Origin of the sequence: Bacillus sp. FSL R5-0439, from assembly GCF_038008805.1 — a bacterium.
GTDB lineage: Bacteria > Bacillota > Bacilli > Bacillales > Bacillaceae > Bacillus > Bacillus safensis.
On sequence record NZ_JBBOZW010000001.1, the window covers coordinates 2,615,793 to 2,634,260 of the forward strand.

Here is an 18,468-nt window from a genome sequence, read left to right on the forward strand (position 1 = left end):
TCCCTTCTATACTTTGAAGTAGAAAGAAACGGAAAGGACTTGAACGTTCATGACGACTTCAACAAACACAAAGCAGCAAGCCACTTTAAGAAAACAAGTGGGTCAATTCTCTGGTGCTGATTCGAAAAAAAGTATCATTCAACTCTTTAATACATTCATTCCATTTTTAGGGCTTTGGTTTCTTGCCTATTATAGCCTGAATATCTCCTACCTTTTAACCCTCTTCTTTGCGGTTATTGCAGCTGGGTTTTTAGTACGTGTCTTTATTATTTTTCACGACTGCTGCCACCAATCCTTTTTTAAACAGAAGCCGCTAAATCACCTGTTCGGTTTTTTAACGGGCGTACTCACCCTTTTCCCTTATCTTCAATGGCAACGAGATCATTCAATTCACCATGCCACAAGCAGTAATTTAGACAAACGAGGTACTGGCGACATTTGGCTCCTAACAGTCAAAGAATATCAAGAAGCATCAGCATGGACGAAATTTCGCTACAGATTTTATCGTAACCCGTTTGTGATGTTTATTTTAGGACCGATCTTTGTCTTTCTCTTAAAAAACCGTTTCAACGTCAAAAATGCTCGTAAAAAAGAGCGTTGGAACACGTATTTCACAAACGTGAGCATCATTGCGTTAGCAGCCGTAACATGTCTTCTTTTTGGCTGGCAGGAATTCCTGCTTGTTCAAGGTCCGATCTTCCTAATCTCAGGATCTATCGGTGTATGGTTGTTTTATGTACAGCATACGTTTGAGGACTCTTACTTTGAAGCAGATGAACATTGGAACTATGTGCAGGCAGCTGTAGAAGGCAGTTCTTTTTACAAATTGCCAAAGCTTCTTCAATGGTTAACAGGTAATATCGGTTACCATCATGTTCATCATTTAAGCCCAAGAGTACCGAATTATCATTTAGAGCATGCTCATGAGCAAAGTGAACCGTTGCAAAATGTCCCAACTATTACATTGAAAACAAGTATTGAATCCATGAAATTTAGATTGTGGGATGAAGAAACGAAAGCATTTGTTACCTTCAAAGAGGCAAGGCAATCTAAGAAGATGAACGTCCCTGTTATCAAAGGAGACATTCTGAAGAAAAATGCATAATTGGTTCAAGCTCTTTCTTACACTAGAAGGAGCTTGTTATCATTTACAGGATGCAGCCGCATGTTGAATTTGATAAAGTAAGGAAAAAGAATGAAAAAGGTGGCACACGGATGAAAAAACAGTTTAAGATTCAAAAATTGCATGGGATTTCCCCTTATATATGGGCCATTTTTTTCATCCTGCCTTTCTATTTTATCTTTAAGACACCTTCGACTTTAGGCATTGTGATCGGCATTATTTTGAACGTCGTCTTTTTCGCTGTGTATCGTTTTGCCTTTGTCGCAAAAGGCTGGTCTTTATATGTCTTCGGTCTTTTATTGATCGGTATTTCAACTGGTTATGTGATGCTCTACAGCTATATTTATTTCGCTTTTTGCATCGCCTATTTTAACGGACATATCAAACGAAAAGTCCCCTTTTATATCTTGTACTATATCCATCTGGCGAGCGCCGCCGTGGCAGTGAACTTTAGTTTGATCTTAAAAAAGGGCTGGTTTCTCACACAAATTCCTTTTGTCGTCATTACCCTGATTAGTGCCATTCTTCTTCCACTTAGCATTCGAAGCAGGAAGGAACGTGAACGGCTTGAGGAGAAATTAGAATATGCCAATGAACGGATTGCTGATCTTGTGAAACTTGAAGAAAGGCAGCGCATTGCTCGCGACCTGCATGACACCCTTGGACAAAAGCTTTCTTTGATCGGTTTAAAAAGTGATCTTGCCCGTAAACTCGTGTATAAAGACCCTGAACAGGCTCGTGCCGAACTCAAAAGCGTCCAGCAGACTGCCAGAACGTCTCTCAATGAGGTGCGAAAGATTGTTTCCTCTATGAAAGGCATTCGAATTAAAGATGAAATGTCGAACATCGAGCAAATTCTCGAAGCAGCCGGAATTGAATTGGTCTATGATGAAAAGGAAGCACCGAAACATATCTCACTTCTGAACGAAAACATTGTGAGCATGTGCATCAAAGAGGCGGTGACGAATGTCGTCAAACATAGTGACGCGACGGTTTGTAAAATCACCATTCACCAAAAATCAAAGGAAGCGATCATCACCGTTGAGGACGATGGAACATTTAAAGGCGACTATCCGCCCACTCAATCGAAGGGTCACGGCCTTTTAGGAATAAGAGAAAGATTGGAATTTGCAAATGGCCGCCTGCGTATTGAGACAAAGGATGGGACAAAGCTCATTATGATCATTCCAAATGATTCAGCTGCAAAAGAAAAGGAGGGGATGAAATGATCAACATCTTTATCGCAGAAGATCAGCAAATGCTGCTTGGTGCACTCGGTTCACTTCTCGATTTAGAAGACGATATGACGGTGGTTGGGAAAGGGACGAATGGTCAAGATGCCATCGATTTTGCCAAAAAACACCCTGTTGATATTTGCTTAATGGATATTGAAATGCCGGGAAAATCTGGACTTGATGCAGCGGAAGAGCTCAAAGGATCAGATGTGAAAATCATCATTTTGACGACCTTTGCCCGCTCTGGTTATTTCCAAAGAGCGTTAAAAGCTGGCGTCAGCGGCTATATGCTGAAAGACAGTCCAAGCGAGGAGCTGGCAAGTGCGATTCGCAGTGTGATGAAAGGGAAAAAGGTGTATGCCCCTGAATTGATGGAAGACTTATATAGTGATGAAAATCCTTTAACGGAGCGAGAGAAATCGGTCCTTGAACTCGTCGCAGACGGTAAAAACACAAAAGAAATTGCAAAAGAACTCAGCATTAAAAGTGGCACTGTCCGGAACTACATTTCCATTATTTTAGATAAGTTAGAAGTGAAGAACCGCATCGAGGCCATTACCCGCTCAAAAGAAAAAGGCTGGTTTAAATAAGAAAAAAGATCAGGACACACGCTGCCTTGATCTTTTTTTTGATAAAAAATCTCTTCTTTATTTTTTATCACCAGCTATCAAAATGTCATTGACAACAGCCCACAGTCCTATGATATGATATCCGAGTGATAATAATTATCATTATCACTAATTCAACCAAATATACGGCTATGTGCCGATTTCAAAGGAGTCTACATTCATGAAGAAAATATTGTTCCCTCTGATGCTCATCTTTGTACTTGCATTGAGCGCATGTGGCAATAGCAACAGCTCTTCCTCAAATAAAGGAAATCAATCAACATCATCAGACAAAATTACATATCAATCTGAAAATGGCCCTGTGAAGCTGCCAGCGCATCCAAAACGTGTTGTTGTTCTAGGTTCTTACGCAGGTAGTGTCATGTCACTTGGTGTGAACATCGTTGGCGTTGACTCTTGGTCAAAAAAGAATCCGCGCTTCCAAAAGGAATTAAAAAATGTGGAAGAAGTATCGGATGCCAATGTAGAGAAAATTATGAAGCTAAAGCCTGATGTCATCATTGGCTTAAGCAATACTAAAAATGTAGAAAAACTCAAAAAAATCGCACCAACCGTTTTGTTTACGTATAACAAAGTCGATTACCTTCAGCAGCACATTGAAATTGGAAAAGTATTAAACAAAGAAAAAGAAGCCAAAGCTTGGGTAAAAGATTTCAAAAAACGTGCAGATGAAGCTGGAAAAGAAATTAAAGCAAAAATCGGTAAAGATGCAACAGTTTCTGTCTTTGAAAGTGGCACAAAAGAGCTCTACGTCTTTGGAGATGCATGGGGCCGCGGAACAGAAATCCTCTACCAGGAAATGAAACTGAAAATGCCTGAGAAAGTGAAAGAAAAAGCATTAAAAGCCGGCTACTATGCAGTTTCACAGGAGGTCATTCCTGAATTTGCTGGAGATTATATGATCATTAGTAAAAACAGCGAAATGGACAATTCCTATCAAAACAGTAAAATTTACAAGTCCATCCCAGCTGTCAAAAAACATCGTGTGTATGAGGCCAATGCAGAAGAATTCTATTTTAATGACCCGATCACACTTGAATACCAACTCTCATTCTTTAAAAAGCACTTTTTAGGTAAATAAGCTGAAGCAAGGGATCTCTTCCCTTGCTTTTTTCTTGTCTACTTCTAGCGGCATGGTCCTTTTTCCGCTACAATGACAACAAGCGAATACAAAAAGTGTGGTGCTGATTTTGTTTAAGATTTTACTAATTGAAGATGATACAACCCTCTTCCAAGAAATCAAAGAACGTCTAGTCAACTGGTCCTATGATGTTTATGGGATTCAAGATTTTCATCACGTGCTGCAGGAATTCACATCTGTCCACCCTGATCTCGTCATTATTGATATACAGCTGCCAAAATACGATGGCTTTCACTGGTGCCGGATGATTCGCCATCATTCAAATGTTCCAATTATTTTCCTCTCCTCAAGAGACCACCCTGCTGATATGGTCATGTCGATGCAGCTCGGAGCCGATGATTTTGTGCAAAAGCCCTTCCACTTTGACGTGCTCATTGCCAAAATTAATGCTGTTCTTCGCCGCGTGCATGATTATAATGCAGAGCCGGCCAGCCTAAAGGTGTGGTGCGGCGCTGCCATTGACCTAGAAAAAAACACCGTTACAAATGATCACGGTGAGGTTGAATTAACAAAAAATGAGTTATTTATTCTCAAGGAATTGATTCAGCATAAAAATCATATCGTCAGCCGGGAATCACTCATTCAAGCATTGTGGGAGGATGAACGGTTTGTCAGTGACAATACACTGACTGTAAACGTCAACCGGCTCAGAAAAAAACTAGACGAGATCTCCCTTGGCGCCTTCATTGAGACAAAAGTGGGTCAAGGCTATCTTGCAAAAGAAAAGGATGATCAATGATGCTGCAGGCATTTCTAAAAGAACGAAGAAGCTGGATTCTTTTCTTTCTTAGTTTGCAGCTCCTCATTCTATTTGTTGCTTATTTGGATACGACCATTCCCATCGCTTCTCTTTTCTATATTGTGCTATTATCTACGTTTCTCATGATTGTCTTTCTCTTTTTTCGATACCGAAAAGAAACGGCTTATTATGAGAGGTTGAAAGAATGGGATGATGACATTGGACATCAAATGCGGCTAACCCCCTCTTCCCCATTTGAACAGCTCATCCATGATGCGACGTCAGAGCAAATTGCACGCTACCGGCGAATGGCAGCAGAGCAGAAAATCGCTCTTGAAGAAGAAAAAGATGAATTGCTCTCTTGGATACATGAGGTCAAAACCCCCCTTACAGCGATGCGCTTAATGATTGACCGCTTAACAGATCAGCAGCTGAAATCCAATATGACATACGAGTGGCTCAGAATACATTTATTACTTGATGCCCAGCTGCACCAAAGCAGAGTACGTCATATCGAAAATGATTTATTCATTGAAAAGCTGGACCTGCAAAGCATCATCGCAAAGGAAATCAAAGCGCTCCAATCATGGTGCATGCAAAAAGGAATCGGCTTTGAGCTGGCGCTGGGGGAACGGACCGTATTAAGTGATATAAAATGGTTATCCTTTATGATCAGACAGGTACTCACAAATGCAGTCAAATACAGCCATTCATCCGATATTGTCATTGAAAGCAAGCAAATTAATGACCAAGTCATGCTGACGATCACAGATCAAGGCAGAGGAATTGATTCAAGAGACATCTCTCGTATTTTTGAAAAAGGCTTTACCTCGACAAGACATCACAATGACACCGCCTCAACAGGAATGGGGCTCTATTTAACGAAAAAAGGAGCAGACGCTCTTCATATCACGATCGAGGTCAGCTCCACGATAGATCAAGGTACAACCTTCACCTTCACCTTTCCGAAAAAGAATGATTTTGTTCATATTGCGAGCATGTAAAAAGCAATCGCAATCTCTTCGCGGCTGTCAAAACTTGCGCGAAGAGATTGAGGTGGCTTACTTAGGAAATACTTCCCGCTTCTTTGCGAAAAACATTTCCCATCTGTCTCCGTCTATAAATACTTAAGATCAGCCCAACAGCCATCATTTCTAGGAGAATATGTGAACCTCCATAGCTCATGAAAGGTATAGACACTCCAGGTAATGGCAGCAAGCCAAAGTTTGTGAAAATGCTTAACAGATATTTTGCTGCAAACACAGCCGCTAAACCTGTCATGACCATTTTGCCATAAGCCATTTTCACTCGTTTTGCTGTACGAAATACTCTGTGAATAAAGATGACAAACAACAGGAGCGCAATGAGCCCTGCCAACCAGCCAAATGAATAAATGATATATGTAAACATCCAATCCGTGTGAACCTCAGACATGGCATAAGGTGTGATCTGAAGCCCGTTTGAGCTGAATTCATGAACTTTGAAAAAGGAACGGTGTCTATCTGCTTGAAAAAGAGAAAACACTTCAAACATTAGATATAACACGCCTGTTGCCGTCAGCAGAATGATTTGCTTATAATTTGCGCTAGACACATACATCACGGTTAAGCACATGACCAGACAGATAACGGTCGCAGGAAGAAAACCAATCGTACTGATTAAAATAATCGGTAAAGCCATCATCCCTACTCCAAGCCAAGCTCTGTACGCATTCTCCCAATTCCAATTGTGAAAGATACCTGCTAAAGAAATAGCTAGAAGAAAAGGCATAATCTCAGTCAAATTTATTGATACATCACGTATTCTTAAAAAAAGAATACCGTTCACTCTTGACCCGAACATCATCGAAAAAATCAGCATTCCGAGTGTCCCAATGTATAAATGCCAAGAGTATTTCAATAAGCGCCGATAATCGAAGGAAAACAAACCAAACATAAGCACTAAACCTACCAGATAAAAGGCAAGGCTTTTATAAAAAATGTTCATGTTTTGAAGATTTGTAAAATCTGAATGAAACTGTAAAAAGTACATCACAAGCAGCCCGCAAGAACAAGTGGCTAGCACTAGAAGAATCATCTTAAAATCGATTTGGACTTTATGTGTTTCGTGAAGCTGCGTTCCGAGAATTTCCGCATCACCAATTTGGTCCAACGCTTGCTCTACCGCCTCTTCTTCAGACATCCCAGCATTCATTGCTTCCTCTTTTAGCGTGTATAGATGATCCATCAGCTCAAGCTTTACACTCGAATGAACATCTTTATTTTTAATTCGTTTACATACACTTTTGACATATTTCTCGAACTTTTTATCTAATCCCATGCGATTTTCTCTCCGTTCAAAACGCCATCAACTGCTTGTTTGAATACGTTCCATTCTTCTTTCTTTTCCTGTATCAATGCTTTCCCTTGTTCATTTATTTTGTAATACTTTCTTTTCCGATTGCCATTCCCTTCGCCCCAATAAGAGACAATGAATTCTTTCCCCTCCAAATTGTGCAAAATAGGATAGATTGTTCCTTCTTTAAAGCTGAAAATCCCTTCCGATTTCGTCTCTAATTCTTTAATCATTTCATATCCATACATCGGTCTTTCATTTAATAAGCTTAAAATAAGGGTAGCTGTACTTCCCTTTAGAAGCTCTTTACTCACTTTCATTCTTAGTTACCTCCAATACATAGATTTACTATGCATTTATTTAATATGCATATCATACATGAATAAAATGGCCATGTAAAGCTTCAAAACACCACCCTGACATGAAAAATCAGAGAAGATTGATACATAAGAGTGAAAAACAGATAAAATAAATGGGGAAAGAAAACTCACCCTAATAAGAAACTGATTTACATACAATTTGTTTAAAAAACAAGCATGTGACAACAATGTCACATGCTCGTCTGTTTTGTTCGCCAAATCGCAGGACGTCTGACAGGCTTCTTTTTATACTAGAGATATCAATTAAAAGAAAAAGGGGTTCAGCAAATGAACATTTTAGAAGCTCGCAAAATTTATAAAAGCTATGGAAATAAATTCAACAAACAAGAGGTGCTGAGTGGTATTGATTTGACCATTGAAGCCGGGGAATTTGTCAGTATTATGGGGCCATCAGGCTCGGGGAAAACAACCCTTCTGAACGTATTGTCCTCTATCGATCATGTGTCCAGTGGATCAATTCGTATTGCAGATGCTGAGATGACACAAATGAAGGACCAGCAGCTTGCTGAATTTAGAAAAAAGCAGCTTGGCTTTGTTTTTCAGGATTATAACTTACTTGATACACTCACGGTCAAAGAAAACATCCTTTTGCCTTTGTCCATCTCCAAAACGCCAAAAAAAGAAGCTTTTGAACGTTTTCAACAGCTTGCAGAAGACATGGGGATTTATGAACTAAGAGACAAATACCCGAACGAACTCTCTGGCGGACAAAAGCAGCGGACATCGGCGGTTCGTGCCTTCATTCATGAACCAAGTCTTATTTTCGCTGATGAACCTACAGGGGCACTTGATTCCAAATCGGCATCTGACCTGCTCAACAAACTGCAAGATTTCAATCGCAAACGAAAAGCGACCATTGTGATGGTGACACATGATCCTGTCGCAGCCAGCTATTCAAGCCGCGTCATTTTTATCAAGGATGGACAGATTTATACACAGTTGAATAAAGGCGCTTTAGAAAGAAAAATGTTTTTCGAGGATATTATGAAAACGCAAGGTGTCTTAGGCGGTGTGAAGCATGAACATTAATCAGCTCATCTTTCGTAACCTGAAGAAAAATTTGAAGAATTACTATTTATATGTGTTTGCTCTCGTGTTTAGTGTGGCGCTCTATTTTTCCTTTGTCACCTTGCAATACTCACCAGCACTTGATGATGTAAAAGGCTCCATTAAAGGCGGTGCTTCGATTAAAGCCGCTTCGGTTCTGCTTATAGCCATCGTCGGTATTTTCCTGCTATATGCGAATAGCATTTTTATTAAGCGCAGAGGAAAAGAAATAGGTCTCCTGCAGCTCATTGGTATGACGAAACAAAAAATTTCCAGACTGCTCAATGCAGAGAACTTTATTCTATACGTGACAGCCATGACTATCGGCATCATTGCAGGCTTTATCGGTTCAAAACTGATGCTGATGGTGTTATTTAAAGTGACTGGTGTTAATGCCATCGCCAATCTGCATTTTTCAGGCATGGCCCTTCTGCAAACACTCATTGTCTTTTTTATTATCTATGGATTGATTATGCTGAGAAATAGACGTTTTATTAATAAACAAACGATTTTATCTTTGTTTAGAACAACGTCTTCGACAGAACAGCGTGTGAAAAAGATCTCTGTGGTTGAAATCATCATTGGAGTTTTCGGTATTGTCTTGATCAGCTCAGGCTATTATATTTCTTCTAAGCTTTTTACAGGCTCATATACGTCCATGATTGAGTTACTTTTAGCCATGATTTATATTCTAGCCTCTGTTATCATCGGTACCTTTCTTTTTTACAAAGGCTCTGTTTCTTTCATTGCCAATATCGTACGTAAAAGAAAAAATGGCTATCTCGCCATTCATGAAGTATTATCTCTGTCATCCATTATGTTCCGGCTAAAATCAAATGCACTGCTTTTAACGATTATTACAACCGTATCTGCACTTGCCATCGGTTTGCTGGCTCTTAGCTACATTTCCTATTACTCAGCAGAAAAAACCGCTGAGCAGATAATTCCAGCTCATTTCGCCATGGGCTCAGAAAAAGAAGCAGCAACCTTCACTCGTGCACTTTCTGACAAACATATTGCTTATGATCAAAAGCAGTTCAAAGTGATTCAAGCGAAATTTGATGCGAAAAAAATAGTGGATTCAGAGGTGAAAAATATGAAGAATGATCCAGGCGTATTGACACTGCCTGTGATCAGTGAAAAAAATGCACCAAATTTTCATGTGGAGAACAACGAAGTTATTTTAAGCGGCTACAGTGATCTATTAAAGAAATTCATGCCGATTCAAAGCTCAGGCGATGTGAAGCTTCTCATTAAGAAACCGCTTGATTTGAAAGTCATAGATATGAAGAAAGATTATCTCATTTCTTACAACTTCACTTTTGGCGGTCTACCTGTTGCCGTCGTGAGTCAAGATGTTTTTGAGCAGCTCGATCAACAAAAAGATCCAAAGCTACAGCTTGAAAATAGCCAATATATCTCAGTCAATATAAAAGATGATAAAAATCTTGAACAAGCAAATAGCGTGTTTACATCTTTAAAACTAAGTGACAACAGCATGTCTCAATTAGCTTCAGCTCAGCAGCAAAAACAAACAATAGGACTGATGATGTTTGTGGTCGGGTTTTTAGGCCTTAGCTTCCTTGTCACATCTGGCTGTATTTTATACTTTAAACAAATGAATGAAAGTGAAGAGGAACAAAGCTCCTATACGATCTTGCGTAAGCTTGGTTTTACTGAGAAGGACCTATTAAAAGGCATCCGGCTTAAACAGCTGTTTAACTTTGGGATTCCGCTCATCGTCGGATTGCTGCACAGCTACTTTGCTGTACAATCAGGCTGGTTTTTATTCGGCGGAGAATTGTGGACTCCAATGCTCATCGTTATGTCGATTTACACTGTCCTCTATTCTATCTTCGGATTCCTATCTGTCCAATATTATAAAAAGGTCATTAAGGATTCCTTGTAATCAATTCCCCATAGGCAACGCCTATGGGGTTATTTTATTTATGAAGGTGTTGATTCAAACTTGTGTGATAAAATATGGTCTCTTGCCTCATAAGCTTTTCGTTTGACCTCTTCTAGGTTCACACCGACTAGCTTTCCGTTTTGTTTCACTGCTTTTCCAGCAACATAAACAGAATCAACATTTGAAGGATGTGCCGTTTGGACAACCGCTCCAGCCGGATCTGTCATCGGAAGAAGATTCATGCTTGTCCGATCGATCAAAATAAAATCCGCTTCTTTCCCAGGTGTAAGCGACCCAATTTTATGATCAAGCTGTAATGCACGAGCGCCATTGATCGTCGCAGCCTCAAGCATTTGATGAGCTGACAGCCCAAGTTCAGGTCCCGGCATGATCCCATCCATTAACAACGATTGATTTTGGATCGCGCGCTCTGCCTGAAGCCCGAATTTCATTTGAGCAAACAAATCTCCACCTGTCGCTGTAACTACGTCTACACCGAGCGTTGGAAGAACACCTTGTTCAATCGCAAGTCCTGTGACAGGATAACCGTGACCCATCATCATTTCAATTTCAGGGGTAATGGAGATGGAGCTTCCGCTGTCTGCCAGCATCTTCATTTGATCCGCATCGATTGCGTTAATATGCACCATGTTCAAATCAGGTCCGAGCAGCCCTGCTTTGTGAAGCCGCTCAATCGATCGATCCTCCGCTCCCCAATTTCCAAAGCCGATGTGCATACTACATAGAGCATCTAGAGACCGGGCTGTTTCAATTTCAAATACCGACGTCTCCCATGAAGAAAACTCTGGACCACGAATCGCAAGTCCCATTGTTAAAAGCTGATCTGATGATTGAAAATGCGCTTTTTTCACACGTGCTGCGTCCTCCATATTGGTGAGCGTACTCTCTCTATCCCAATATTCAGCATCTCCAGAGGAACCAAAAGCAAAAACAGCTCGTATACCCGCATCTTTTAATCCTCCAATGAGCTCTTCTGTATGATCCATTGAATTGATCATCGTCCAATCTAAAAACGTGGTCACACCTGCATCTAAAGCCTCTAATGCCCCTAAATAATTGGCGATTCGATCGTCGGATGGGCGTCTCATTGCTCCATAGTTGCCATAATAGATTTTGCTTAAATATGTCTGCAAAGACCAATCTGTCCCTATGCCCCGGATGACAGACTGCCACACATGCCGATGTGTATCTACAAGACCTGGCATAATGACCATATCAGATGCATCAACAATGTCTGCATCACTTACTTCAATTGGAGGTCCAACTTCTAAAATGTGTTTCCCTTCAATTAATAAATCTCCCTTTTCAAGAAAACCTAAAGATGGATCAAGTGTTAAGAGTGCTGCATCTTTAAACAATGTTTTCTTCATCCATATCCCCCTTTTCAAATGACGAGGATAAGTGACCCCGCCTCAATGTCATTTTAAAACAGAACAGGATCAAATTAGAAGAAAAGTGGCTTATCAAAATATATTAAGAGCTGATGTTTCTGAAATAGTTGTATGTGCGTTTTAATTTGATGTCATGCTTCCCTTTTGGACTTTCCATCATCCCAAACTCAAAGAACTTCACAGGTTTGATTCCGACATATTGCAAGAGAGCTCGTTTCATTAACATCTTGTGCGCATTTTGTAAAAAGAACAAAGGGTAGTTGGTTGGTCCTTGCATTGTCGATACACAAACGGCACTTTTCCCTTTTAATAATCCTTCTGGCAGCAGACCGCCTGTTTGACGATAAGCGAAATTCGCAGCAAACATGCGGTCAATAAAGCCAAGCAGCATAGCTGGCGGCCGCCCCCACCAAATGGGATAAACGAACACGATTTTATCCGCCCACATGATCTTATCCTGATACTCGCGAATGTCAGGATCTTTATGCATATCACGTCTCTTTTTCTCTTCATTAAAAACAAGTACAGGATCAAATTTTTCTTGATATAAATCGATGATTTTCACTTCTTGAACGATTGGATTTTCTTCGCTGCCTCTAACAATTTCTTTAAAAAAAGCACCATTTAAACTATTGTGATGAGGGTGAGTATAAATAATGAGTACATTCATCTTTTTCTCCTTTAGTTATCATTTGATAATAAAAGGATATACCCCAATCGATTAGTTGTCAAATGATAATTGTTTTTTGATAATAAATTTGATATGTTACATAGGAGGTGATCATCATGCAACATCCACATTTCTTCAAGGAATTCGTCGCATTTGCTTCTACTTTTTCAGAGCTAAAACATGATCTGATGAGCAAAGTCAAACCACCAGAATTAACAGCCTTACAATATTTAATTTTAGAGCAGCTAGCGGTCAGCGAACCGCTTACCCCTAGTGACATCGCAGACTGTCAGCATATGTCTCTTCCAAATGTCAGCAGAGAACTGAAAAAACTGCACGAAAAACAATTCATTGATAGAGAAGAAGACCGTGTTGACAAACGAAAGCATATCATTATGCTTTCTGACAAAGGCCGTACCTGTATGAACGAGGCCTTTCAGCATATCGAAAGGATGCTAATAGACAGCCTATCTTCCTCAGATATAGAACAAATGGATGATATCGTACAAGCTCTCCGTCTATTAAATCAAACGATTTTTAAAAAATGACCCAATGAAAAAAGCATGAGCGCTACGCTCATGCTAAGGATTTTGTATCTTATTAATGAAGGGATGCTAAAAGATACGTTATGAAACCAACAATCGGAATGATCGGGATCATTAATTTCAATGTTGTATTCGTATTCTTATATAAATTCCATAGCAATACTGGTATACCAAATGTTAACGTATCTAAAACAGCAAGAACTACTCCTTTACGCTGTTCTTTATGAGCCATTTTAAAAACCCCCCTATTCACCAAACTTTTTTCACACAATAACCGGCCAATCCCGCTGATATACCTCCATTAATCACTGCGCATGCAATACAGCTAGCAGGTCCAGTAAAACAAATATAATAACACGCTCCTAGAACCATTGAACGTAACGGAAGAGATTCATTAGGGCCGCTTTTCTTTTTTAAGCAGTCCCAAAACTTGTTCCAATTAAAACTCGTTTGAATTTCCGAATCATCTATTTGAACAATTTTTCTATTTAATTCCATCATATCTTGCTTTACACCATTTTCACCATAGGTAAAAGATCCTTTTAAAAACTCCCCTTTTTGGTTGATATGAAACTTATTTTTCAATTTTCCATTTTGAAAAAAATATGAGTGCAAATTCCCTTTCCCATCGTATTCTGCAAGTTGAATATAGTGAGCTTTTATTTGACTCAGTGAAACTGAAATGAAGGAAACATTGTTAAGCAGCTGATTATCTGACTTCTTCTTTTTCAGATAAAAATAAACAACATCTGTTTTAGCAGCGTGTATATGAACCGCCGCACTTTCTCCATTTAATAGATAACCTTTCTTTTGGGCTAATTCTTTTGCCTGTAAAAATTGAGAGCTTTTTTTTGCTTTTTTTATGAGTTTTTCTGCTGTTTTATCATTTTGTATCTTTTCAAAAGGCTCGTCCTCTTTTATGGTAACAGCGTTACCTACAGGATATTGTCCGAATAAAAGTGATATGAACAAAAACATACAAAACATTTTTCTTATCTTCATCATACAGACTCCTTTAGTAAAGTTAATAAAAATCATAACCTTTTAAGGAAAAAATTTTACCAATAAAATCCACTAGTGATAATGTAGCATATAACCTATTCTTTATCATTTCCTCTAGGCAATTGAATCTGATCTTCCTCCCTGAATCATGATGACACTGGCTGAAAAGCCTTATCGATACACAAAAAAGCGCTGGATCATTACGTCCAAACGCTTCTTTGTTTTATTCTCTATGTACCTTTACACAATCAATTGATACGCAATGTATAACGCAACCAGCCAGATCATGACCGCGGAAGCTTTATTGATACGGTTCATCCATATGCCGTTTGTATCTAACTTCCCTAACATCTTCCCTAAAAGGGCGAGACCAATAAACCATAACCAGGACACGATGATACAGGCAAGTGTGAATGCCAGCTTTTCTGCGCCGCTATATTGCAGCGAATTTGTCCCAATGACACCAATCGTATCGAGAATCGCGTGGGGATTTAAAAGAGAAACGGAACAAGCAAATACAATTTGTTTTCTTGCAGGCATTAATTTCTGCTTCTCTTGATCACCTGATGATGAGCTTGTGTTCCATACGGACCATCCCATATAAACTAAAAAACAAAAACCAATGATATAAAGACCAATTTGCAGTACTGGAATGGTAAACACCACAACAGAAACACCTATGACAGCTAAAGCAATTAAAAGTGTGTCACAAAGAGCAGCCGTGATGACGACAGGCATTGCTCGATATAATCGAGGCTGCAGCGCTCCTTGTTGAAATACAAATACATTTTGTGCGCCCAAAGGTAAAATGAGACCAAAGGCAAGTACAATTCCATGAATGATCGCAATCGACATCTACTAACATTCTCCTTTTTCAGAAATTCCTACATATTTTAACATAAAGCACCTTGCCTGCTTTCAACAAATTTCATTTTCCGTACAAAAAAAGCGCTGGATGCTTCCATCCAAACGCTTCTCATTTTTTCATTATTTACTTTTTCGTGCAAGCTCTCTTTCTCTCAGCTCTACACGGCGAATTTTCGCTGACGGTGTTTTTGGCAGTTCGTCAATGAATTCGATTTCTCTTGGGTATTTGTATGGTGCTGTTGTGTTTTTCACATGTGTTTGCAACTCTTTGATCAGTTCATCACTTTGCGCCACTCCATCACGAAGGACGACGTATGCTTTCACGATTGATCCTCTGATTTCATCTGGGCTCGCCACAACTGCACATTCCTTCACTGCTGAATGCTTGATCAGCGCATCTTCTACTTCAAACGGTCCAATCGTATAGCCTGAGCTGACAATGATGTCATCTCTGCGGCTTTCAAACCAGAAGTACCCATCTTCGTCTTTTTTCGCGCGGTCACCCGTAATGAAGTAATTTCCTCGGCGCTGCGCCTTTGTACGCTCTTCATCTTTGTAATATTCCTTAAATAGAGCCGGTGTTTCGAGATGGACCGCAATGTCACCAATTTCTCCAGGTGCGCAGACGTTTCCATCCTCATCAATGATATCTACTTCGTTGCCAGGGGTTGGTTTTCCCATACTTCCTGGCTTGATATCCATTCCTTTTAGCACCCCTACAAGCAGTGTGCTTTCAGTTTGGCCATAGCCGTCTCGTACTTCTATATCGAAATGCTTTTTGAATGTATCAATGACTTCACGGTTCAATGGCTCTCCCGCAGAAACAGCACTATGCAGCTTCGGCAGCGCGTACTGACTCAAATCATCTACTTTTGCCATAAAGCGATATTCTGTCGGTGTACAGCATAAGACATTGATTTCATTTTTTTGAAGCAGCTCTAAGTATGTATTTGGATTGAATTTCCCTCCATACACAAAGCCTTCTGCTCCACTTCCTAACACAGATAAGAGGGGGCTCCACACCCATTTTTGCCAGCCTGGTCCTGCTGTCGCCCATACTTTATCTCCTTCATTAATGGAGAGCCATGCTTTGGCAGCTGTGCGTAAATGTGCATACGCCCATCCGTGTGTATGAACAACCCCTTTTGGGTTCCCTGTTGTACCTGATGTATAGGATAAAAACGCCATGTCTGTGCGTTTTGTATCTGCCAATTCAAGTTCGTTTGATTGCTCTTCCTTTTGCGCTAGAATGTTTGTCCAGCCATGATCGTTTTCACCGATTGAGAATGTTTTAAAATCGTTCGGCTTTTTAGTTCCGTCGAACGATTGAATGAATGAAGAGTAAACGATCGCTCCCTTTGCTTCTGCGTGTTCAATTCGGTAATCTAAATCTTTCGCACGCAGCATTTCAGAACAAGGAATCACGACCATTCCTGTTTTCAAAATCGCTAAATAAATGCTGTATGCCTCGAGCATGCGCGGCACCATCACAATGATTTTATCGCCTTTTTTGAAGCCTGCATTTAATAAAACATGTCCAATTTTATTTGCCTCTTCTACTAATGCTGCATATGTTACATGCGCTTCGTGCCCATTACCGTCCTGCCAGTGCAGGGCCATTTTCTCCTTGTCATGACTGAACGCTTCAATCTCACTGACTAAGTTATATTGTTCTGGTGCAATTAAGTCTTCTCTTTTCATGGTACAGCTCCTTTTAGCCTCTTTCTTATGAAACGAAACATGTTTCAATTTACCTATTCTAACACTCATAACTGAAAAATGCTTGAATTAGGACCTACTCCTAGTATTATGCCATAATTTTTTAAATCCGTCTTCTTTTTTAAAAATATTCTAACTATTTATATGTACAAAAAGAAAAGAGCGGGAATCATCCCGCTCATAAGCCATAGCTTTTAAATTGTGTGTCTTAGAAAGATCCGCCACCCATATGTTGTTGAGCGTAAGATACAAGACGCTTAGTGATTTCTCCACCAACTGATCCGTTAGCGCGAGATGTAGTTTCTGCACCAAGGTTTACACCAAATTCAGAAGCGATTTCGTACTTCATTTGGTCGATAGCTTGTGCAGCGCCTGGTACTAGTAATTGGTTAGAACTGCTTTGTCTGTTTTGTTGAGCCATGTGTTCTCACCTCCTTGTGAATATAGAATGTGTAGAAACACATGACTTCATGCGATTGATTTTATGGTAATTATTATGAAATTTTCGTTTTAGAATAAATCAGCGAATTCATCTGCCGTTTTCTTTTCATTTGTCACAATAATCGTTTCAATTTGCTCTACTGCCTCGTCCAGCATCGGCTCGAAATCAGCAAAGCTTTCGTAGCGTTCTACCTTCTCAAGCTTTGGTTTTGTTTTAGGGGACGGCGGCGTAAAGATCGTACAGCAATCCTCGAAAGGCTGAATGCTTGTATCGTATGTGCCAATTCTTCTTGCTTCATCAATAATGTCATTTTTATCGACAGCTATGAGCGGGCGGATGATTGGTGTATTAGTCACATGATTAATGGCATACATGCTTTCAAGTGTCTGACTTGCCACTTGCCCAAGGCTTTCACCAGTAATAATCGCAAGGGCATCACGCTTTTCTCTTATTTTGTCAGCTATTTTCAGCATCATTCTTCTTGTTGATGTCATCGTATAGTTTTCAGGTACTTGTTTGTGGATCAGCTCTTGAATTTTTGTAAAAGGTACGATATGAAGCTTCACTTCGCCTCCATATGCTGCTAGGCATTCTGCAAGATCAATCACCTTTTGTTTCGCACGTTCACTTGTATACGGAGGGCTAAAGAAATGCACAGCTTCAATTTGAATTCCGCGTTTCATTGCTTGATAGCCGGCAACTGGGCTGTCAAAGCCGCCTGAAAGCATGAGCATCGCTCTTCCGCTAGAACCAACCGGCAGGCCGCCTGCACCTTTGACATCTTTAAATGTAATGTACGTGGCTTGCTCTCTGATTTCGATGCGTAAATGCACATCTGGCTGTTTCACATTGACTGTTAAGTTTTCCGTATTTCTTAGAACATGTCCGCCAATTTCGCGATTCATTTCATTTGAATCAAGTTCAAATTGTTTATAAGAACGTTTCGTTGACACTTTAAATGTATTCCCTTGTTCATACACTTCCTGTACCGCTGTTAGTGCCGCATCTTTAATCGCATCTAGATTTGTCTCACATTTAACCGCAAGACTAAAGCTCTGAATGCCAAATACACTTTTGAGCTGTTCTGAAATCGGTTCAGGGTCTTCTCCGTTCAGCATAATCGTGATACGGTCTCTATCAGAAGCATACTTCAATGCTTCAAAATCCTTTAAGACGAACCGAATGTGCTGTCTTAGTTTTTCAATGAATTTCTTTCTATTCTTCCCTTTTGTTGAGATCTCACCAAAACGGACTAAAATATGATCATATTTCAT

At 39.9% G+C, this 18,468-nt stretch carries 19 protein-coding genes; 9 read left to right on the top strand and 10 right to left on the bottom strand.

Annotated features, from left to right (window positions below; translation table 11 throughout):
• The first annotated feature begins 49 nt into the window (after positions 1-49).
• From NST59_RS13415 to NST59_RS13440, 6 genes are all read left to right on the top strand, one after another.
• Positions 50-1,105 carry a fatty acid desaturase gene (locus NST59_RS13415; protein ID WP_144491321.1) on the top strand — a complete coding sequence of 352 codons (1,056 nt, stop codon included), beginning with the start codon at positions 50-52 and terminating at the stop codon, positions 1,103-1,105.
• 110 nt (positions 1,106-1,215) lie between these two features.
• Positions 1,216-2,352 carry a sensor histidine kinase gene (locus NST59_RS13420; RefSeq protein ID WP_144464232.1) on the top strand — a complete coding sequence of 379 codons (1,137 nt, stop codon included), beginning with the start codon at positions 1,216-1,218 and terminating at the stop codon, positions 2,350-2,352.
• Entirely contained in the window at positions 2,349-2,948 is a 600-nt protein-coding gene (locus NST59_RS13425) for a response regulator transcription factor (protein WP_144491320.1), read from the top strand. The genes NST59_RS13420 and NST59_RS13425 overlap by 4 nt, the downstream gene beginning before the upstream one ends.
• 199 nt (positions 2,949-3,147) lie before the next feature.
• Positions 3,148-4,068: an iron-hydroxamate ABC transporter substrate-binding protein gene (locus NST59_RS13430; RefSeq protein ID WP_144491319.1), complete on the top strand. Its 921-nt coding sequence runs from the start codon at positions 3,148-3,150 to the stop codon at positions 4,066-4,068.
• A 109-nt stretch (positions 4,069-4,177) separates the two neighbouring features.
• Entirely contained in the window at positions 4,178-4,867 is a 690-nt protein-coding gene (locus NST59_RS13435; RefSeq protein ID WP_144464234.1) for a response regulator transcription factor, read from the top strand.
• Positions 4,867-5,871 carry a sensor histidine kinase gene (locus NST59_RS13440; protein ID WP_185847107.1) on the top strand — a complete coding sequence of 335 codons (1,005 nt, stop codon included), beginning with the start codon at positions 4,867-4,869 and terminating at the stop codon, positions 5,869-5,871. Before NST59_RS13435 ends, NST59_RS13440 begins: the two co-directional genes overlap by 1 nt.
• 61 nt (positions 5,872-5,932) lie before the next feature.
• On the opposite strand, the gene NST59_RS13445 is transcribed toward NST59_RS13440, so the two are convergent.
• Complete coding sequence (locus NST59_RS13445) at positions 5,933-7,186, bottom strand: FtsW/RodA/SpoVE family cell cycle protein (protein ID WP_144464237.1); 1,254 nt, start codon at positions 7,184-7,186, stop codon at positions 5,933-5,935.
• Positions 7,177-7,521 carry a PadR family transcriptional regulator gene (locus NST59_RS13450; RefSeq protein WP_073978742.1) on the bottom strand — a complete coding sequence of 115 codons (345 nt, stop codon included), beginning with the start codon at positions 7,519-7,521 and terminating at the stop codon, positions 7,177-7,179. The genes NST59_RS13445 and NST59_RS13450 overlap by 10 nt, the downstream gene beginning before the upstream one ends.
• Before the next feature lie 327 nt (positions 7,522-7,848).
• Here NST59_RS13450 and NST59_RS13455 point away from each other — a divergent pair, with 327 nt between their 5' ends.
• Together NST59_RS13455 and NST59_RS13460 are read left to right on the top strand one after the other, a co-directional pair.
• Complete coding sequence (locus tag NST59_RS13455) at positions 7,849-8,610, top strand: ABC transporter ATP-binding protein (RefSeq protein ID WP_024426158.1); 762 nt, start codon at positions 7,849-7,851, stop codon at positions 8,608-8,610.
• Positions 8,600-10,537, top strand: coding sequence for an ABC transporter permease (locus NST59_RS13460; RefSeq protein WP_341040745.1), 1,938 nt, complete (start codon positions 8,600-8,602; stop codon positions 10,535-10,537). Before NST59_RS13455 ends, NST59_RS13460 begins: the two co-directional genes overlap by 11 nt.
• 38 nt (positions 10,538-10,575) lie before the next feature.
• Here NST59_RS13460 and NST59_RS13465 read toward each other — a convergent pair whose 3' ends face one another.
• Together NST59_RS13465 and NST59_RS13470 are read right to left on the bottom strand one after the other, a co-directional pair.
• Positions 10,576-11,928, bottom strand: a complete 1,353-nt coding sequence (locus NST59_RS13465; RefSeq protein WP_341040746.1) for an amidohydrolase family protein — start codon at positions 11,926-11,928, stop codon at positions 10,576-10,578.
• A gap of 103 nt (positions 11,929-12,031) precedes the next feature.
• Positions 12,032-12,619 carry an NAD(P)H-dependent oxidoreductase gene (locus tag NST59_RS13470; protein ID WP_058838272.1) on the bottom strand — a complete coding sequence of 196 codons (588 nt, stop codon included), beginning with the start codon at positions 12,617-12,619 and terminating at the stop codon, positions 12,032-12,034.
• 116 nt (positions 12,620-12,735) lie between these two features.
• Here NST59_RS13470 and NST59_RS13475 point away from each other — a divergent pair, with 116 nt between their 5' ends.
• Complete coding sequence (locus NST59_RS13475) at positions 12,736-13,167, top strand: MarR family winged helix-turn-helix transcriptional regulator (RefSeq protein WP_059374791.1); 432 nt, start codon at positions 12,736-12,738, stop codon at positions 13,165-13,167.
• Between the two features lie 52 nt (positions 13,168-13,219).
• On the opposite strand, the gene NST59_RS13480 is transcribed toward NST59_RS13475, so the two are convergent.
• The 6 genes from NST59_RS13480 to thiI form a co-directional block, all read right to left on the bottom strand.
• On the bottom strand, positions 13,220-13,396 hold the full coding sequence (locus NST59_RS13480) for a hypothetical protein (RefSeq protein ID WP_180272423.1): 177 nt from the start codon (positions 13,394-13,396) through the stop codon (positions 13,220-13,222).
• Between the two features lie 17 nt (positions 13,397-13,413).
• Entirely contained in the window at positions 13,414-14,166 is a 753-nt protein-coding gene (locus NST59_RS13485; protein WP_039180634.1) for a hypothetical protein, read from the bottom strand.
• Between the two features lie 240 nt (positions 14,167-14,406).
• Positions 14,407-15,021, bottom strand: a complete 615-nt coding sequence (locus NST59_RS13490; RefSeq protein WP_047203758.1) for a LysE/ArgO family amino acid transporter — start codon at positions 15,019-15,021, stop codon at positions 14,407-14,409.
• A 132-nt stretch (positions 15,022-15,153) separates the two neighbouring features.
• Positions 15,154-16,734 carry an acyl-CoA synthetase MbcS gene (mbcS, locus tag NST59_RS13495; RefSeq protein ID WP_059374794.1) on the bottom strand — a complete coding sequence of 527 codons (1,581 nt, stop codon included), beginning with the start codon at positions 16,732-16,734 and terminating at the stop codon, positions 15,154-15,156.
• 226 nt (positions 16,735-16,960) lie between these two features.
• On the bottom strand, positions 16,961-17,173 hold the full coding sequence (locus NST59_RS13500) for an alpha/beta-type small acid-soluble spore protein (protein ID WP_024424829.1): 213 nt from the start codon (positions 17,171-17,173) through the stop codon (positions 16,961-16,963).
• Positions 17,174-17,262: 89 nt separating this feature from the next.
• Positions 17,263-18,468, bottom strand: a complete 1,206-nt coding sequence (gene thiI / locus NST59_RS13505; protein ID WP_039180639.1) for a tRNA uracil 4-sulfurtransferase ThiI — start codon at positions 18,466-18,468, stop codon at positions 17,263-17,265.

Bases quoted from the DNA above. Each gene is read 5' to 3' on its own strand.
- NST59_RS13415 (WP_144491321.1), top strand. From the start codon at position 50: ATGACGACTTCAACAAACACAAAGCAGCAAGCCACTTTAAGAAAACAA.
- NST59_RS13420 (WP_144464232.1), top strand. From the start codon at position 1,216: ATGAAAAAACAGTTTAAGATTCAAAAATTGCATGGGATTTCCCCTTAT.
- NST59_RS13425 (WP_144491320.1), top strand. From the start codon at position 2,349: ATGATCAACATCTTTATCGCAGAAGATCAGCAAATGCTGCTTGGTGCA.
- NST59_RS13430 (WP_144491319.1), top strand. From the start codon at position 3,148: ATGAAGAAAATATTGTTCCCTCTGATGCTCATCTTTGTACTTGCATTG.
- NST59_RS13440 (WP_185847107.1), top strand. From the start codon at position 4,867: ATGCTGCAGGCATTTCTAAAAGAACGAAGAAGCTGGATTCTTTTCTTT.
- NST59_RS13445 (WP_144464237.1), bottom strand. From the start codon at position 7,186: ATGGGATTAGATAAAAAGTTCGAGAAATATGTCAAAAGTGTATGTAAA.
- NST59_RS13450 (WP_073978742.1), bottom strand. From the start codon at position 7,521: ATGAAAGTGAGTAAAGAGCTTCTAAAGGGAAGTACAGCTACCCTTATT.
- NST59_RS13455 (WP_024426158.1), top strand. From the start codon at position 7,849: ATGAACATTTTAGAAGCTCGCAAAATTTATAAAAGCTATGGAAATAAA.
- NST59_RS13460 (WP_341040745.1), top strand. From the start codon at position 8,600: ATGAACATTAATCAGCTCATCTTTCGTAACCTGAAGAAAAATTTGAAG.
- NST59_RS13465 (WP_341040746.1), bottom strand. From the start codon at position 11,928: ATGAAGAAAACATTGTTTAAAGATGCAGCACTCTTAACACTTGATCCA.
- NST59_RS13470 (WP_058838272.1), bottom strand. From the start codon at position 12,619: ATGAATGTACTCATTATTTATACTCACCCTCATCACAATAGTTTAAAT.
- NST59_RS13475 (WP_059374791.1), top strand. From the start codon at position 12,736: ATGCAACATCCACATTTCTTCAAGGAATTCGTCGCATTTGCTTCTACT.
- NST59_RS13480 (WP_180272423.1), bottom strand. From the start codon at position 13,396: ATGGCTCATAAAGAACAGCGTAAAGGAGTAGTTCTTGCTGTTTTAGAT.
- NST59_RS13485 (WP_039180634.1), bottom strand. From the start codon at position 14,166: ATGAAGATAAGAAAAATGTTTTGTATGTTTTTGTTCATATCACTTTTA.
- NST59_RS13490 (WP_047203758.1), bottom strand. From the start codon at position 15,021: ATGTCGATTGCGATCATTCATGGAATTGTACTTGCCTTTGGTCTCATT.
- mbcS (WP_059374794.1), bottom strand. From the start codon at position 16,734: ATGAAAAGAGAAGACTTAATTGCACCAGAACAATATAACTTAGTCAGT.
- NST59_RS13500 (WP_024424829.1), bottom strand. From the start codon at position 17,173: ATGGCTCAACAAAACAGACAAAGCAGTTCTAACCAATTACTAGTACCA.
- thiI (WP_039180639.1), bottom strand. From the start codon at position 18,468: ATGAAATATGATCATATTTTAGTCCGTTTTGGTGAGATCTCAACAAAA.